Below are 16,837 nucleotides of genomic sequence, written 5' to 3'. Positions count from 1 at the left end.
GGGATGTTTTTATTATATGCTTTTCATGCTGCCGCCGTCGGCTGACACTTGCTGCCCGGTAATATAAGAGGCTTCTTCAGAGGCAAGAAAGGCAGCCAGCGCCGCGGTTTCTTCCGCAGTTCCGACACGCTTCATCGGGACGCCTGAGGCAATCCGTTCTTCCGCTTCCGCTTTAGAAATGCCGTTTTGCTTCATGACATTCTTCACGAATTGGTGATAACGGTCTGTGGCGATAAATCCGGGATTCAGACAGTTGACAGTAATGTGAAAAGGCGCAAGCTGAATGGCGATGTTTTTGCTGGCATTAATTAAAGCGGCGTTCATCATGCTGTTGGTAAACATATTGGCGCCGGGTTCTTTCCATAGGTTTCCGACGATATTAATGATTCTGCCGAATTCGTGCTGTTTCATGATTGCTGCGGCCGTTTTCATAGAGTCGATATAAGCGATTGTTTTATTCGTAAAGGTATTTGTCATATCCTCTATATCGCAGGTTTCAAAGGTATCCGGCGAACCGCCCGGAATGTTGTTGATCAATACATCAAGCCGTCCGCATTGTGATCTGATCTCTTCAAAAATGCCGGCTCTCGTCTTCTGGTCCGACATATCCCCGGCCAGAACGGTGACGCCCGCATCCGGATGTTTGGCGAGGATCTCTTCTTTTACCGATTCGATATTTTCGGGAACTCGTGAATTAATGACGGTATGAAAGCCATTGTCCGCCAGTTTCAGAGCGATCGCTTTGCCGATCCCCTGACTGGCTCCCATAATAAATGCGGTTCGTTTTGACAACTGTCTGCACCCCTTTACCAAAATGGAATCTCCTTTACATCGTAAAAAAAAATGATAAAAATAGCAAATTTTATTTAAATTCTGACAAAGGAAAAACCCGCCGGACAGGCGGGTGGGTGTTACACGTGCAAAAACTTCGGAAGCGTGTCGAGAGACAAGCGGTTTCCGACAAAAAATGAACCGAATTCGCCGTAGCGCGCGCTGACTTCATCAAAGCGCATTTCGTAAACAAGTTTTTTGAACTGAAGCACATCATCGCTGAAGAGCGTGACGCCCCATTCGTAATCGTCAAAACCGACAGATCCCGTGATAATCTGTTTGACTTTGCCGGCATAGCTCCGTCCGATCAAGCCGTGGCTTCTCATCAGATTTCTGCGTTCATCCATAGAAAGCATGTACCAGTTGTCATTGCCGCTTCTTCTTTTATCCATCGGATAGAAGCAGACGTATTTCGCTTCAGGCAGCTCAGGATACAGGCGGGCGCGGACATGCGGATTTTCATACGGATCGCCTTCTCCGCTTGCCAGGTAGTTGCTCAGCTCAACCACGGACACGTAAGAATAAGCCGGGATTGTAAATTCAGCAAGCTTTGATTTGTTAAATTCAAGCTCGATTTCGTTCAGCTCTTCCATTGTCGGGCGAAGAATCATCAGCATGAAATCAGCTTTCTGTCCGACGATGCTGTAGATGGTTTGCGAGCCTTTGCCTTCTTTTTGGGCGACGCCCCATTTTTCAAGCAGTCCCGTAAATTCGTGAATAATCGACAGGCGCTCATCGCTGGATAACATCTTCCATGACGTCCAGTCCATTGTGCGGAAATCGTGAAGCGCGTACCAGCCGTCAAGCGTTTGGGCGGCTTCGTTCGTTTTTTGCTGCTCACTCATGTATCTTCACTCCTATATCTTTTCATTGATGCCTTCACTATATCACAGTTTAACCGTTTCGGCTGTGGAGAAACCTTGAATAATCCGAAGCCTTGTGTCAGAAACTATGCCGTGAACAAACGGTCAATTAAATTAGTTAGAAAAATAAGATTTCTTTTTGAAAGCGCTATAATGGAAGTTGGTTATTTGAATTTAGCTGGAAGAAGAGTATGCTGTAAAAGTAAGCGTTTTTTGTCAACATAGAGGAGGGTATATCGTGGCAGATTTATTTACAAAAGTACAAGAAAAAGTCGCAGGAAAAGATGTGAAAATCGTATTTCCTGAAGGGTTGGACGAACGTATCCTGGTTGCGGTCAACAACTTGGCGGGCAACAAGGTATTAAAGCCGATCGTAGTCGGCAATAAAGAAGACATTCAAGCAAAAGCGAAAGAATTAAACCTTACGCTTGACGGCGTGGACATTTTTGACCCGCATACATATGAAGGCATGGAAGAACTCGTTCAGGCTTTCGTAGAACGCCGCAAAGGCAAAGCGACGGAAGAACAGGCCCGCAAAGCTTTGCTGGACGAAAACTATTTCGGCACGATGCTTGTGTACAAAGGTCTCGCAGACGGACTTGTCAGCGGAGCTGCACATTCTACAGCCGATACGGTGCGCCCTGCACTTCAAATCATTAAAACAAAAGAAGGCGTGAAAAAAACATCAGGCGTCTTCATCATGGCCCGCGGTGACGAGCAATATGTATTCGCTGATTGCGCGATCAACATTGCCCCTGACAGCCAGGACCTTGCCGAAATTGCCATTGAAAGCGCCAATACGGCTCAAATGTTTGACATTGACCCGCGCGTTGCCATGCTCAGCTTCTCTACAAAAGGATCGGCGAAATCAGACGAGACGGACAAAGTGGCTGAAGCCGTGAAAATTGCGAAGGAAAAAGCGCCTGAGCTTACGCTGGACGGCGAATTCCAATTCGACGCTGCATTTGTGCCGTCTGTCGCGGAGAAAAAAGCGCCGGACTCCGACATTAAAGGAGACGCGAATGTATTTGTATTCCCAAGCCTTGAAGCAGGTAACATCGGCTACAAAATCGCTCAGCGCTTAGGCGGCTTCGAAGCGGTCGGACCGATTCTGCAAGGATTAAATATGCCTGTAAACGATCTTTCCAGAGGATGTAATGCGGAAGACGTCTACAATCTTGCGTTAATTACGGCTGCTCAAGCGCTGTAATCCGCTAATGCCGGCCTTTACGAGGGCCGGCATTTTTTTATAGAAAGAACGTCACTGCGGCCAAGCCGAACAGGGACAAACAAAGAGAACCGATCAAGCCTGCTGCGAGCGCCCGCCAGCCGTTATGACGAAACGCCGATATATGGACTTTCAAACCGAGACCCGCCATCGCCATACCGATTAAAACATAAGACACTTGAACAAGAAATTCGGAATGCGCGGCTGAAATGACGCCTGATGTATGGATGGCGCTCATTCCGAGAAATCCGAAGATAAACCAAGGGATGGGGAGTGAAGCGGCAGAAGCCGTCTTTGACTTTCCGCTGCGGCGAGCCCGCATTCCGAGCATGAATGCGGCCGGGACGAGCAGCGCGACCCGGGTCAGTTTGACGATCACCGCCATCTCGACGGCTGCTTTTCCTCCGGCGCTGCCGGCCGCCGCCGCATGCGCCACCTCGTGAAGCGTTGCCCCGCAAAAGGCTCCGTAAGCCGCAGGAGAAAAGCCCAATCCATGATAAGAAAGAGAATATACAACAGTAAAAATGGTTCCTAATAACGAAACGGCGGCCGCGCTGACGGCGGCTGCATCTTCATTTGATCTGATCTGCGGCGCGATCGCGGCAATGGCAGCCGCCCCGCAGATCGCTGTGCCGCAGGCTGTCAGCGTGCTGAGTGTCTGATCTATACGGAACAGCCGGGACAGTCCGTATACAACGGCACCCGCAAACATCATACAGCAGACGGCAATTGCAAATACGTGCCAGCCCGCATGATAGATATCCGCCAGATTCAGTCTCATACCAAGCAGGATGATGCCTGCTTTCAGCAAGTATTTGCTTGAGAACGCGATCCCCGGCTCTAATGCCGCCCGCTGTCCGAATACGGCGCGCCAGAGCATGCCGATCAGCATTGCAAGGACAAGCATTCCGAACATATGCAAAAACGGCAGGCGGCTGACATAGAAAGCCGCAAACGCAATTCCTGCGGTAACTGAAACACCTTTTACCATCTTCATCTCAGTCACTTCCCATTATCTTGATAACTCCACTTTACTGCGGTCTTAATCATTAGTAAAATATATTTATATGATCTAAACGATTAGGAAAAATAATGATTAGGGGCGATGCTTTTTGTATTATGGGGAACTGAAAACATTCATTGCCGTCGTGGAAGAAAAAAACTTTACAAAGGCGGCGCAGAAGCTGATGATTTCTCAGCCGAGCGTCAGCCTTCACATTAAAAACCTGGAGAAAGAATTTCAAACCGCCTTGCTGAACCGCTCTCCGAAGCACTTTACGACTACGCCGACGGGGGACATACTCTATCAGCGAGCCAAGCAGATGGTCTTTTTGTACGAACAGGCCAAATCCGAAATTTACGCCCATCATCATTATGTCAAAGGGAAGCTCAAAATCGCCGCGAGCTTTACCATCGGCGAATATATTCTGCCGCCGCTTCTCGCAAAGCTTCATGACGAGTATCCCGAGCTGAACCTGGACGTCATGATCGGAAACACGGAGGAGGTCAGCGAAGCGGTTCGGATGCTTCAAGCCGATATCGGATTAATTGAAGGGCATACGGGGAAAAATGAACTCGACATTCAGCCGTTTATGGAGGATGAATTGTGCATTGCCGCACCGAACGGACACCCGCTCGCCGGCAGAAAAAACCTCCCGGCTGCCGAATTGCAAAATCAAGCGTGGGTGACGAGGGAGAAGGGGTCGGGAACGAGGGAATATTTAGACCATGTTCTTCAATCAAACGGACTGCGGCCGACATCCATGATGACGATCAGCAGCAACCAGGGCGTCAAAGAAGCCGTGATCAGCGGAATGGGTCTTTCCGTTCTGTCAAAAAGCGTGGTGCAAAAGGATCTGCTTCACGGCAGCATTTCCGTGCTTGAGATAAAAGGATTCTCCTTAAAACGGAAACTGTCTATCATCCAATCTTCCATTATGGAGAACACAAAAAACAAAGAAATCTTCATCGCACTTTTGAAAAGCCAATTTCAATCATCTCAAGCGGAGTGATATAATAAATGCATGGAAAGCCTATGACGAAAGGGATTTAATATAGATGGGAAAGCAACCGATTGATTTACTGATGCAGCCGAGCTGGAGAATCATTGACCAATCCAGCCTCGGCCCTTATTTTGATGCGAAGCAGTCATTCGCAATGGATGATACGCTGTGCGCCTCCGTAGGCAAAGGGGAATCGCCTGCGACGGCACGCTCCTGGGTGCACCACCGGACGATCGTGCTCGGCATTCAGGACACGCGCCTGCCGTTTTTAGAGGACGGCGTGAAATTGCTGGAGGACGAAGGCTACCGTGTCATTGTCCGCAATTCCGGAGGCCTCGCCGTCGTACTGGACGAAGGCGTATTGAATATCTCGCTTATTTTTGAAGATGAGAAAAAAGGCATCGACATCGACAGAGGCTACGAGGCGATGACAGAGCTGGTGCGGCGGATGCTGCGTCCGCATAATGCCGAACTTAAAGCATATGAAATTAAAGGATCGTACTGTCCGGGCAGCTACGATCTCAGCATCGGCGGCCGAAAATTCGCGGGAATCTCACAAAGGCGCCTGCGGGGCGGAACCGCGGTTCAGATTTATCTCTGCGCCGATAAAAGCGGAAGCGAACGCGCCGATCTGATCAGACGTTTCTATCAAGCCGCTTTAAAAGACAAAAGCAACGATACAAAAGGCGTATATCCCGATATCCGGCCCGAAACGATGGCTTCATTAAGCGAATTGCTGCAAACGGACATTACCGTGCAAGACTTAATGCTGACGCTTTTGACTGAACTGAAGGAACTCAGCGGCCGCCTGTATGCAGCCGGATTATCGCCGGAAGAAGAGAAGGTATTTGAAAAAAATCTGACCCGAATGCTGGAACGGAATGAGAAGGTGTTCGGCACGCAGGAAAGCTTGGACTAAGTCCGGGCTTTTTTTGTTTTTGGTAATTATATACTATTTAGTTATAGTGAAAAAGAAGTGTTATATGAAAACTAGTTTACATTATATACCTTATTTGATTAATATATTTATGTAGGTTCCAAATAATTCTATAAACTGAAGGAGATGGAGATATGAACTTTAAAAAAATAAAAGAAGAAAAAAGAATCACGATCCCGACGCATTTGTTAGCCGGAGATGCGGAACAATCAGGCAATTCTTTCGCTTGGAGCGGCTGGGTGCTTGTAGTGCCGAGCCAAGAAGACAATCAAAACCCGAATTTGAATTTCTCTGATTTAGCCGCTCAAAAGTAGGATAATCACTGTTTGGAGCCTACACATCTGAGACGAGGCGGTGAGAGTGTGACACAAGAGTATATAAGAGAAATTAAGCGGGGAGCACTGTCATGGATTGTTAAAAATATCCATTACTTTGATATGAATCATAAAGTAGCGAATGATTTCAGGTGGCGCCTTAAAACATTTATAGAACTCATTTTTCTTACCAATTACCTGATCAGAAATCAGGCAGATGATAAGGAAGTTGCTGTTTTAACGGAGTTTATTACAGAAAGGCTCCGTAATGATCAGCTTGAAGAATTTATTCATTTTGATCCGGACGGTCTCGCCGGATTGGCTATTGCGGGTGAATTTCTTACCTTGACTGATCATCCGTCACGGGCTTCGGTGATATGGGAGCTGGAAAAATTCACGGCAGCGCGTTTTGATCGCAGCCTTGCTAAAATTCCCTTTCGGAAAATGGATCTGAAGTACAGTCTGCAAAGAGCAGGCGTAACCTCGGAAATAACGGATTTTTCTGACTTATATCACTACACAGCAGCTGGTCAGGATATCCCAAATACATATATGACGGATCATGATGCGTACAGCATCACTCATACGATTTTTTATATAACAGACATGGGATGTTCTTCGCTTACGGATAAAGAGTATCATCTGCCGTCCTTAAAAGAAAAGGTCCTGAAATTTCTCGGGATCTATATCTGTCTTGAGAATTTAGATATTACCAGTGAATTATTGATGTGCAGCTCTTTTTTACATATCGACATGGATAAGGACAACCATAAACCGCTCTATGAAGCAGCCTGGAATAAAATCTATCAGGGCCGAATGAAAGAGGGGAATGTCCCGAGCATCACCTATCAACATAAACCCGGTTTGAAAGGTGAACAGCGAAGAGAAGATGTGTTCAAACATTGCTATCATACAACACTTGTCGCCGCGGGTGCCGCGCATGCCTGTCTTAGAGCAGAAAGGAACGATTAACTTGAACAGATTAGCTGAAGAGGCGGATCAATTTTTATTATCTTTTGCTGAACAATCGCTTCCGGATCAAAAGAGCATTGAGCTGTTTGCCGGCTTCTGCAAATACTGCAGGAAGACGAGCCATTCTTCCGCTGTAAAAGAACATACTGAAAGGATTGCCTCCGCTTTCGTTGATAAGTCATGCTGGGAAGATCTGTTTCACTGTAACACGGCCATTGTCAATGAGTTGATTCATATCTATTTAACGGCAAAAGCTTATAAAAAGAAGCAGGGAATGGATTCGGATGATCAAGTCATACGTCACGGATTGCAAAACGGCTATCTTATAAAAAAAGAATGGCCTTATTTTAAATACGCCGAATTCGCTGGTTTGCTGAGCGAGCTGGGAATGTCAACTGACCATGAAAAAGTGCGCTTTTACAAGAATTCGATGTTTCAGCCTTTGCTCCATGACGCATGGAAAAGAACAGCTGAAAACGAGCTGGAGTTTGTCGAGTACTGTCTTCTTCATTTGAATGAGGGAGAGCATCTGCTTCATCCCGGCTTGAAGGCGTCCATTCAAAAATGGCTTGTGTTTTGTCTCGGCAGCCGAAAAATGAAACAGCTGTGCAATATGTTATTTATCCAATCGTGTATCGATCCATTTTTTTATGGCTGTCAAGCGGCTCTTCATCATATAAATAACGAGAATCCATCCATTCATTGTGCTCCGGCTCTTCTGCCGGCGATTGAGATTCTGAATCTGGAGTGTGGAACATGCGGATAGTCAAGGAACATTTTAATATAAAAAAAACAGAAGAATGGCTGCTGGGTTTTTGGAAGAACATTCAGCTGCAGCCGGAAGAAATGGAAGCAGATGATCTCATGCACCTGTTTTGCGGTTTAGCGGCATGTCATCACTTTGAAAAAAGAAAGGATACAGAAGAAGCCATTCTATTCTTAGACCGTTATTTTGGAGAAAAAACGCACGAATGCCATCCGGTCCTGTTCGCGTATGCGTATCATATATACCGCAGGATGGATGCCGCAAAAAGCATCTTTTTTCATAACGGACTTGAACAAATGGTCCGCGGTTTACAAGAGGAACTGAAATCAGAGCCTTCCTCTATGATCCTCATGGTGTTAGGGGCTTATTTTGGGGCGATGACTCCGGAAGAACTGATCGTGTTCTTAGAAACCGTAATGAAACGTGAGGCCGATTTGCTCATGGCACCGGGCGGCATCCAGGAAGAACAGGCGGATGCCCTTTATGCCGTCACTTATTTGCAAATGAAAGAATTGCAGCCTTTTCTCACGGAATGGTACAAAACATCAGACTTTGCTTTTTCAGGTTTAATGTTAGCCGAGTGCAGAAAGTATCACATTGACGCCGTTGCAAAATACACAGCCATTATGAAATTTCTCAAATTCGATGAGGCGCTTTTTATACGGGAAGGGCGGGAATTTCTACGCTTTCAGCAGCGAAGCAGCGGGAGCTTCGGTTATTTGAATCCATTAGCGATGGACCAAGGGGCGGTCAGCGGCAAATTGCTGGACCGGCAGTATTTCCTGCCGTCCGCTCATTATGCCGCCGCCTCTCTGTCTATGCTGTAATGTCTCTCTTTTGAAAGACGGAAAAAGAAATCAATAAACAAATAAGAAAGTAGATCGCTATAACCGTCACGGAATAGGGGATGTTTAACGTTGAAATCGCATCACCCGCGCTTTTATTTACATAAGCAACGAGGTTTAAATGCGGAAAGAGCGTAAATTTATACCACGTATATTGGGCAAGCAAATCAGTTCCGCCCAATATACTGCCGGCAAACAGCAGTAAAATCGATAAGCAGAGGGAGAGCGCCTGGCTTTTGCACAATACTGACAAAGTGAACGCAATGGTGACAATGCTTATAATTGATATGAAACGCAAAAGCAGAATGATTCCGGATGCTTTGATTGAACTGATGGTATACAGACTGTCATTTAAATGAGTATAGACGAGCGGATATGAAGCATTGGAAAAACCGAATAACACGCCGCCGATCAGCAAACAGCTCACACAGTAAAATAAGTAAATCATACCGGTAAACAGAAGGGAGGCCAGAAATTTCGATGTTAAAATCCGCCATCTTCGGTTCGGGCTTGTAGCGATAAACTTAATCGTCCCAAGGGCAAACTCTTTAGAAACAACCCCGCTGACGGTTAAAATCGCGGTTAAGCTTACGAAAATCTCAAGCCCGTTTGAAGTAACCGTGCCGAAAAACCTCCAGCCGTTCCATTCATAAGGGTTGATGTTATGCTCCAAATAATAGTCTTTATTCTTAACATCAGCAGAATAATAAACGCCTGTCGTTTCAGCCGGTTTATCAATTTCTTCCTGTTTTTTTTCGGCGAGAAGCCGTTCTTTCCAATTGTTATCCGAGGAAGCATCTAACTCATGATTCATAATAAGGCCGGCCAGCAAAACGATGAGAAACAGGAAGAAAAGAGATAAAAGTGTGCCTTTTTTTCGGGTTATTTTTATGAATTCGTTCTGCGCCAGATGAAATATGCTCATACCGCGTCCTCCTGATCTGTAATCATCATGTATTTCTCTTCCAATGACAAAGTTCTTGCAGAAACGCGGGAAATCAGAATTTCTTTCTCTGCCAAAGATTTAATGACATACGGGATGGTATCTTCTTCCGCTTCCAATTCAATGACGCGGCTGTCTTTTTGCTGTACTTGAAGAATACCTTCCCGCTCTAATATTTCTTTCGCCCTTGCCGGATGATCGACCGTGACGGTAAACAGCTTTTTCTGACCAAGGTCATGTCTGTTCTTCATGTCTTCAATTCCTAAAATCCGTCCCTTTTTAATATAGGCAACCCTATCACAAATTTCCTCCATTTCAGACAATAAATGGCTTGATAATAAAATAGAAACCCCTTGCTTCGCTAAATCGGAAAGAATGGTGCGCAATTCTTTCATACCTTTAGGATCGAGGCCGTTCATCGGTTCATCCAGAATTAATAACCCGGGATTGTGAAGAAGAGAATAAGCGAGCCCCAAGCGCTGTTTCATGCCTAATGAGAAATGTTTCACTTTTTTGCTGGCAGCCTGATCTAGTCCGACTTTTGCAAGGGTATTCATAAGGTCATCCGTTTTCAGCGAGGTGCTCCGCAGTCTGGTGAAATATTTCAGGTTTTGCAAAGCGGTCATATTCGGATACATATCCGGGCCTTCAATGATAACCCCGATATGTCTCATAAAATATTCAAAGTCGCTGTCCGGTCTGCCTCTGAATGAAATGGCTCCTTCTGTTTTTTTAATAAGCTGTACGATCATTCTGAAAATAGTGGTTTTTCCTGAGCCGTTCGGCCCTAAAAGGCCGAATATCTCGCCTTTTCTCACATCGAAAGAAATTGACTGTACAATAGGGGTATGATTGATTGTTTTAGAGACATCTTTTAATATCAGGGCTGGTTCAGTCATGATATTTGCACACCTTCCTTATGATTTAGGGTAAAAGCCGTCAAAACCGAAGAACATGCTTCCGATCAGGCCGGCAGCGATTAAAATGAGAGCAATGCTATACCACATTTTTCGATTCAATGGTTTCCCTCCTTACAACGCTGACATTCCATTTGAAATAGCGCAAAAAGATGCGGAATATCAGTTTCGAAAGATCAAATCCGGCCATAAACACCGCCATACCCGCTCCAAGAACCATACATCCGTTAAAAATGGCTGTTACAATCGGCACTTTTACAAGGAGAAAGAATGATCCGGTCATCAGCATCAGGCCGATCGCCATCAAACTTAACACCGCAACAGAGGCAAAAAGAAACGGTGTCAGCATAAACATGAAGTTGAACATGCCCATACCCAGCATCAGGCCGAATGCTTTGAAAAAGGAGCGCCATGTTTTCTGCTCCTCGGCATCACTGATGAAAATATCCGCTTTTAAGGCGCGCGCAAGTGTTTTGGGGTTTCCTAAATTGCCGGCGATTTGTTCATCGCTTTTTCCTTCAGCGCCGCCCATTTGGAATATTTCGCCGATATCGGCGAGTATCTCTTTTTGCTCAAATTCCGGCAGATCTTTTATTTCCCGCCGGAGATGTTTTAAATATTGGTCTTTACACATTCATTTTCCCTCCTTAATGATGCTGTTCACTTTTTCGGACAGGTCAAGCCATTCCGATTTTAATGTTTGATGATAAAAGGCGCCTTCTTCTGTTACTTTGTAATATTTGCGTGATGGGCCTTGATCGGAAGCTGCTGTATACGTTTTTAGGCAGTTATTTTTTGTGAGTCTTCGTAATATGGGGTAGATGGTGCCCTCCGATACAGGGAACGTTTCACTTATGATCTTGATTAATTCATAACCATATAAATCTTCATAAAGAAGCAGGGACAACACACAAAGTTCCAACGCTCCTTTTCGTAATTGGCTACTCATTTACTATCATTCCCATCATATCTAATAATTGTATTCTCTATACAGTGTATTGCACAGTAGCTAATCGATCAATAATTCCCAAGAACCATTTGGGATGAGGAATTGAATCTTTATGCTTATGTGCGGGCGGGGACCGAGATGCGCAGCCCTTGCGGAAAGAAGGCCTCCTGAACAATGTTTACATTAATATAGATCAGGATTCGCGTCATTGACAAATGGCAAAAACCCCTTTTTCCATGACAAGGAAAGGGGTTTTTCCGTTATTCGGCCATTTTTTCTAAATTGCCGTTCCGGTCCATTTTAAAGGACGGAGAGGCATGCTCGTCGTCTTCAAATAAAACTAGTTTTCTGGCTCTGTTCATAATTTTCACCAAGGTTTCGTAGTCTTCCTGAATGGTTTTTTGATCTTTTTCAAGCTTTTCGACGGCCGCTTCCAGCTGCTCGGTTTTAGACTGAAGTTCTTGGTTTTCCCGTTTTAAACGGTCATTTTCCATTTGCAGGGCGGAAGTTTGCTTTCCGCTGCCTTCATAGCTCTGCAGAAATTGAATGACGTCTGCCATTGTGAGCTCCGCCTTTTGGCTCGGCTGCTGAGGCGCCAGCAAATGTGATAAACTAGCTAACTCTTCCTTGAAGCTTTCATCGACATAAGGCATATGTTCGCCGGACATGACGGCTTGCCGATCTTCTTTTGGCGCTTCCGTTTGAACCGTCTCTTCGGCTGCGGTTTCCTGCATGATGTCCGCATCCGGTGCAGGCGGCTGGTATAATAGTTTCTTCTTGGCCGGCTGGCCGTTTCCGAGCGCGCGCATCCGCTGTTTCCGCTGTTTTTTGGCAAGCTGAAGCGCTTTTTCATATTGATGGCGGACGACAGCATTCCACCTGAATCCGCACGCTGCCGACGTTCTGTTTAATTTATCGCCTACCTCTTCAAAGGCATTCAGCTGCGTGCTTCCTTCCCGAACGTGACGGAGCACGGTTTCCGCAAGCAGCAGGTCATTTTCCTCCGACCAGGCGTCCTGTCTTTGTTTTGTCAATGTTCTCAACCCCCAATATCTTTGATGGTATTAGAATGTCCAGATTGGAAAATATTTATACAAATTGGCTGAAAGAATGAGAGATACGCAGAGCCTTGCAGGATAAGATGAATCCTTGTACAATGAGATGTGATGTGATTTTTTTCGTTTTTAAAATTAAGATTTAACATAGAGGAACATTGAATGAAGGGAAGCGTACATCATGGCTAATGAATTCCGAGTGTGTGATGATTGCCAGGCCACCAATATTAAGACTTTGCTGCCGCGTTTGAAAGAAGCTGACCCGGATGCAAAAGTGGAGGTCGGATGTCAGTCATATTGCGGGCCCGGACGCAAAAAATCGTTTGCTTTCGTAAACAACCGCCCGCTGTCGGCGCCGACTGAGGACGAGCTGATTGAGAAAGTGAAAAAGAAGATCAAAAAGTAAATGTGTATTTTTATGACAGCCTCGCCCGATGGGTCAGGCTTTTTTGCTTCAAAAAATCAATGACGGAAAACTGGAACAAAACGCCGGACAAATTCAAGGATGTTTTCAAATTACAGAGCCGATATAATAGAATCACGGCTAAAAAAAAGAGGGAATGACGATGGCGTATCCAAACGGAAAATTATCAGAAGAAAAAGTGTTTAAAGATCCCGTTCACCGCTATGTTCATGTGCGGGACAAGCTGATCTGGGATTTGATCGGCACCCGTGAATTTCAGCGGCTGCGCCGGATCAAACAGCTCGGTACGACGTATTTGACGTTTCACGGCGCGGAACACAGCCGTTTTAACCATTCTCTCGGCGTCTATGAGATTGTCAGACGAATGGTTGATGATGTTTTTAAAGGGCGTCCTGAATGGGATGACAATGAACGCGAACTCTGTCTCAGCGCCGCGCTTTTGCACGATTTGGGACATGGGCCGTTTTCGCATTCCTTTGAAAAGGTTTTTCATCTGGATCATGAAGACTATACGAGGGAAATCATTCTCGGCGACACCGAGGTGAATCAGGTTCTCAGAAAGGCGGGACCGGGATTTCCGCAGGATGTTGCTGAAGTCATTGCCAAAACATACAAAAACAAGCAGGTGGTCAGCCTGATTTCGAGCCAGATTGACGCCGACAGGATGGATTACCTTCAGCGGGACGCATACTATACGGGCGTCAGCTACGGACATTTTGATATGGAACGGATTTTAAGGGTGATGCGTCCGCGAGAGGACCAGATCGTCATTAAGCAAAGCGGCATGCACGCCGTCGAAGACTATATTATGAGCCGCTATCAAATGTACTGGCAGGTGTATTTTCATCCAGTGACGAGAAGCGCTGAAGTCATTTTGACGAAAATTCTCCACCGTGCGAAGCAGCTCCATGAAGAAGGGTATATATTCACGCATGCTCCCGTTCATTTTTATTCCATTTTTGAAGGGAAGCTGACGCTTGCGGATTATCTGAAGCTTGATGAAGCCATCATTTTATATTATTTCCAGGCTTGGGAGGAAGAAGAGGACCCGATTCTGTCCGACTTGTGCCGCCGCTTCATTAACCGCCAGCTGTTTCAATATGCCGAATTTAACCCCAATGAGGAAATGTCGGCTTATTTTGAACTGACCGCTCTGTTTAAAGAGGCGGGAATTGATCCCAATTATTATTTAGTGGTCGATTCTTCATCGGATCTGCCGTATGATTTTTACCGGCCGGGTGAAGAGGAGGAGCGTCTGCCGATTCACCTGTTAACGCAGAACGGCCAGATCAAAGAGCTGTCCAGGCAGTCCGCCATTGTCGAATCCATTTCGGGCAAACGCCGGACGGACCATAAGCTCTACTATCCGATGGACCTCATTTGTGACGATTCAGAAAACCCTGAAGCAAAATTAAAAATCCGGCAGCTGCTGGGACTGACATAGAAGGATTTTGGTAAAGAAGGAAAAGGAGATGTCGGGAATTTGTTGAAAGAACATGCAAAACTGATGAAGGTGTTCTCGGATTCTGGAGAAATCATCGGGCGGAAAAAGCTGCAGAAAATCATTTATATCGCGAAGAAAATGCAGTATCCTTTCTACGAAAAATATGATTTTCATTTTTACGGCCCGTATTCCGAAGAACTGACGCTTCGAATTGAAGAGCTGTGCAATCTTGGGTTTCTGGATGAGGTGAAGGAAAAAAAGGGCGGCTACTTTCAATACCGGTACTCGCTGACGGAGACGGGAGCCGAGTTTTTACATCATGCGGAGCTTACGATGCCGGATATGAAGAAGTACATCGACAGCGTCAACAGCCGCTCATCCCGGTTTCTGGAGCTGGTGTCTACGATTTTGTATTTTGACGGCCTTGAAGCTGAGGAAAAGAAAGAGAAAGTGTTTACGATAAAAAGCAAACAGAAATATACAGATGAAGAATATGATGAGGCGCTTCACTACATAGAAGAGCTGAAACATATTTGTTAAAGGCGATGGCTTTCGTCTTTTTTGATGAAAAAACCAGGCCGCGATAAAGCGGGCCTGGTTTTGTTTATTGTCTCAATTTGCTGTGCTTGTACGAATATAAAAAGTAAACGATGACGCCGATGATCAGCCAGACGGCAAAATAAAGCCACGTTTTCAGCGGCAGATTGACCATTAAAAACAAACAGCAGATAATGGCCAAAATCGGCAGTACTGGTACAAAAGGCACTTTAAATCCCCGCGGCAGATCCTTATGGGTGCGGCGCAGAATCAGCACGGACAGACTGACCATGGCAAATGTCAATAGCGCGCCGATGTTTGAGAGATCTGACAGCTCTTTCAGATCAACAAAACCCGCGATGCAGGCGCTGATCAGTCCGATCAGCCATGTATTAAAGATCGGCGCTCCCGATTTCTTTCCGACAATGGTAAAGACTTTCGGCAGCATTCCGTCTCTTGCCATCGCAAAAGATATACGGGTCGCCGCATATGTATGGGCGAGAACGACGGCCATCAGTCCGATCACCGCACCGGCAGCGATAACGCCCGCCACCGCGTTTTGTCCGACAGTCTGTAACACATATGACATGGCTTCCGGCACATTAAGCTGTGAATACGGAACCATACCCGTCATGACGAGACAGACGATGACGTATACCAATGTACAGATCACCAGTGAACCGATAATACCGATCGGCAGGTTGCGCTGCGGTTTTTTGACTTCTTCAGCCGAAGCGGAAATCGCGTCAAACCCGAGAAACGCAAAAAAGACGGCAGAAGCCCCTGTAATGACGCCTTTGATTCCAAAAGGCATAAAAGGATGCCAATTGCCCGGCTTTACAAAAAAGCTTCCTGTGATGATAAACAGCAAAACAATTCCGATTTTTACGAGAACCATTACATTATTAAAGGTTTTGCTCTCCTTGGAGCCGCGTGACAGAACGACGGCAATTAATAGAGTAATGATGATGGCAGGAAGGTTGACGATGCCCCCCTGGCTCGGCACGTGCAGCAGACTGTCCGGCAAAGGCATGCCGATTTCGGCTAACAGATTATTAAAATAACTTGACCAGCCGCTTGCCACCGCCGACGCCGTCACCATATAAACGGATAAGAGCGTCCAGCCCATTAAATGGCCGACAATTTCTCCCATGGTGGTATAAGAGTAAATATAGGCGCTTCCGTAAACCGGGAGAACAGAAGCGATTTCGGCGTAACATAATGCTGCAAGGCTGCAGACAACGGCTGCAATGATAAAAGAAAAGATTACGGAAGGCCCGGCGTTTTTCGCGGCCGTAATGCCTGTAAGAACCATGACGCCCGTCCCGATGACGGCGCCGATGCCCAGTAATGTTAAATCAAATCCACCCATCGTTTTGGCAGTCTGCCTGTTTCTGCTTTGTTCAAGCAGCTGGGTGATGTCTTTTTTTTGTAGGATATTCCGCAACACGCATCCCTCCATCCAAAAGCAAAAGCCAAGAGGGACTCTTTGGCTTTTACCCGTGTCACATTCTGTGTAATCGACAATCCTGTGTTCTGTTTCCCCGTCTGTTCCGTTTCTTTTCCAGTCATATTGTCTGCCGCATCCGATCAGATTATCCTTTCTGTCAAACGCAGTCACCCTTAATGATTTTACCTGAATCATGTCTATAAAACCAGCATTGCATAAAAGGGATGGGTGAAAAAGTAGGAGATAATAGTCTGTATAGGGCAGGATAAAAGTTGCGGGCTTTCCGGCCGAAATTTTGACTTTCCCCGCGAGGTATCAGTAAAATGTAATAAAAAACAATCAAATGATGATGGATGCAT

Annotated in this window: 19 protein-coding genes; 10 read left to right on the top strand and 9 right to left on the bottom strand. The window is 45.8% G+C overall.

Annotated features, from left to right (window positions below; genetic code table 11):
• Positions 1 to 12 precede the first annotated feature (12 nt).
• Positions 13 to 792 carry an NADPH-dependent reductase BacG gene (locus K3G25_RS13070; RefSeq protein ID WP_021494773.1) on the bottom strand — a complete coding sequence of 260 codons (780 nt, stop codon included), beginning with the start codon at positions 790 to 792 and terminating at the stop codon, positions 13 to 15.
• Positions 793 to 911: 119 nt separating this feature from the next.
• Entirely contained in the window at positions 912 to 1,676 is a 765-nt protein-coding gene (hemQ, locus tag K3G25_RS13065) for a hydrogen peroxide-dependent heme synthase (RefSeq protein ID WP_003151011.1), read from the bottom strand.
• 256 nt (positions 1,677 to 1,932) lie between these two features.
• On the opposite strand from hemQ, the gene pta reads away from it, so the two are divergent.
• Complete coding sequence (pta, locus tag K3G25_RS13060; RefSeq protein ID WP_003151012.1) at positions 1,933 to 2,904, top strand: phosphate acetyltransferase; 972 nt, start codon at positions 1,933 to 1,935, stop codon at positions 2,902 to 2,904.
• A gap of 37 nt (positions 2,905 to 2,941) precedes the next feature.
• Here the strand turns inward: pta and K3G25_RS13055 are convergent, their stop codons facing one another.
• Positions 2,942 to 3,919 carry a YeiH family protein gene (locus K3G25_RS13055; RefSeq protein ID WP_232489340.1) on the bottom strand — a complete coding sequence of 326 codons (978 nt, stop codon included), beginning with the start codon at positions 3,917 to 3,919 and terminating at the stop codon, positions 2,942 to 2,944.
• 115 nt (positions 3,920 to 4,034) lie between these two features.
• On the opposite strand from K3G25_RS13055, the gene K3G25_RS13050 reads away from it, so the two are divergent.
• From K3G25_RS13050 to K3G25_RS13025, 6 genes are all read left to right on the top strand, one after another.
• On the top strand, positions 4,035 to 4,934 hold the full coding sequence (locus tag K3G25_RS13050; protein WP_182072091.1) for a cysJI operon transcriptional regulator CysL: 900 nt from the start codon (positions 4,035 to 4,037) through the stop codon (positions 4,932 to 4,934).
• Between the two features lie 46 nt (positions 4,935 to 4,980).
• On the top strand, positions 4,981 to 5,844 hold the full coding sequence (locus K3G25_RS13045) for an octanoyl-[GcvH]:protein N-octanoyltransferase (RefSeq protein WP_232489339.1): 864 nt from the start codon (positions 4,981 to 4,983) through the stop codon (positions 5,842 to 5,844).
• Between the two features lie 152 nt (positions 5,845 to 5,996).
• Complete coding sequence (locus tag K3G25_RS13040) at positions 5,997 to 6,176, top strand: hypothetical protein (protein WP_003151018.1); 180 nt, start codon at positions 5,997 to 5,999, stop codon at positions 6,174 to 6,176.
• Positions 6,177 to 6,224: 48 nt separating this feature from the next.
• Complete coding sequence (locus tag K3G25_RS13035; protein WP_014721963.1) at positions 6,225 to 7,148, top strand: DUF6895 family protein; 924 nt, start codon at positions 6,225 to 6,227, stop codon at positions 7,146 to 7,148.
• On the top strand, positions 7,117 to 7,914 hold the full coding sequence (locus tag K3G25_RS13030) for a hypothetical protein (RefSeq protein WP_014419140.1): 798 nt from the start codon (positions 7,117 to 7,119) through the stop codon (positions 7,912 to 7,914). Before K3G25_RS13035 ends, K3G25_RS13030 begins: the two co-directional genes overlap by 32 nt.
• A complete protein-coding gene (locus tag K3G25_RS13025) occupies positions 7,905 to 8,741 on the top strand; it encodes a hypothetical protein (protein ID WP_029972883.1) in 837 nt (278 codons plus the stop codon). The genes K3G25_RS13030 and K3G25_RS13025 overlap by 10 nt, the downstream gene beginning before the upstream one ends.
• Here the strand turns inward: K3G25_RS13025 and K3G25_RS13020 are convergent.
• From K3G25_RS13020 to K3G25_RS13000, 5 genes are all read right to left on the bottom strand, one after another.
• Positions 8,731 to 9,684, bottom strand: a complete 954-nt coding sequence (locus tag K3G25_RS13020; RefSeq protein WP_025649389.1) for an ABC transporter permease — start codon at positions 9,682 to 9,684, stop codon at positions 8,731 to 8,733. The two genes, K3G25_RS13025 and K3G25_RS13020, sit on opposite strands and share 11 nt — an antisense overlap.
• On the bottom strand, positions 9,681 to 10,601 hold the full coding sequence (locus K3G25_RS13015) for an ATP-binding cassette domain-containing protein (RefSeq protein WP_088056390.1): 921 nt from the start codon (positions 10,599 to 10,601) through the stop codon (positions 9,681 to 9,683). The genes K3G25_RS13020 and K3G25_RS13015 overlap by 4 nt, the downstream gene beginning before the upstream one ends.
• A 97-nt stretch (positions 10,602 to 10,698) precedes the next feature.
• A complete protein-coding gene (locus tag K3G25_RS13010) occupies positions 10,699 to 11,253 on the bottom strand; it encodes an HAAS signaling domain-containing protein (RefSeq protein ID WP_022553942.1) in 555 nt (184 codons plus the stop codon).
• Complete coding sequence (locus K3G25_RS13005) at positions 11,254 to 11,568, bottom strand: PadR family transcriptional regulator (RefSeq protein WP_026092292.1); 315 nt, start codon at positions 11,566 to 11,568, stop codon at positions 11,254 to 11,256.
• Between the two features lie 260 nt (positions 11,569 to 11,828).
• A complete protein-coding gene (locus K3G25_RS13000) occupies positions 11,829 to 12,602 on the bottom strand; it encodes an RsfA family transcriptional regulator (RefSeq protein ID WP_012118695.1) in 774 nt (257 codons plus the stop codon).
• A 202-nt stretch (positions 12,603 to 12,804) separates the two neighbouring features.
• On the opposite strand from K3G25_RS13000, the gene K3G25_RS12995 reads away from it, so the two are divergent.
• The 3 genes from K3G25_RS12995 to K3G25_RS12985 all read left to right on the top strand — a co-directional run bounded on the left by K3G25_RS12995 (position 12,805) and on the right by K3G25_RS12985 (position 15,031).
• A complete protein-coding gene (locus K3G25_RS12995; RefSeq protein ID WP_003151034.1) occupies positions 12,805 to 13,029 on the top strand; it encodes a YuzB family protein in 225 nt (74 codons plus the stop codon).
• Positions 13,030 to 13,189: 160 nt separating this feature from the next.
• A complete protein-coding gene (locus tag K3G25_RS12990; protein ID WP_003151035.1) occupies positions 13,190 to 14,491 on the top strand; it encodes an HD domain-containing protein in 1,302 nt (433 codons plus the stop codon).
• Positions 14,492 to 14,530: 39 nt separating this feature from the next.
• On the top strand, positions 14,531 to 15,031 hold the full coding sequence (locus tag K3G25_RS12985; RefSeq protein WP_007407653.1) for a YwgA family protein: 501 nt from the start codon (positions 14,531 to 14,533) through the stop codon (positions 15,029 to 15,031).
• Between the two features lie 64 nt (positions 15,032 to 15,095).
• On the opposite strand, the gene K3G25_RS12980 is transcribed toward K3G25_RS12985, so the two are convergent.
• Positions 15,096 to 16,490, bottom strand: a complete 1,395-nt coding sequence (locus K3G25_RS12980) for an amino acid permease (RefSeq protein ID WP_050496158.1) — start codon at positions 16,488 to 16,490, stop codon at positions 15,096 to 15,098.
• Between the last annotated feature and the right edge of the window lie 347 nt (positions 16,491 to 16,837).

The sequence above is a fragment of the Bacillus sp. FCW2 genome, from assembly GCF_021228595.1.
Taxonomy (GTDB): Bacteria; Bacillota; Bacilli; order Bacillales; family Bacillaceae; genus Bacillus; species Bacillus velezensis.
Note: the sequence above shows the minus strand (reverse complement) of the source record. Positions and strands in the feature narration are given on the sequence as shown.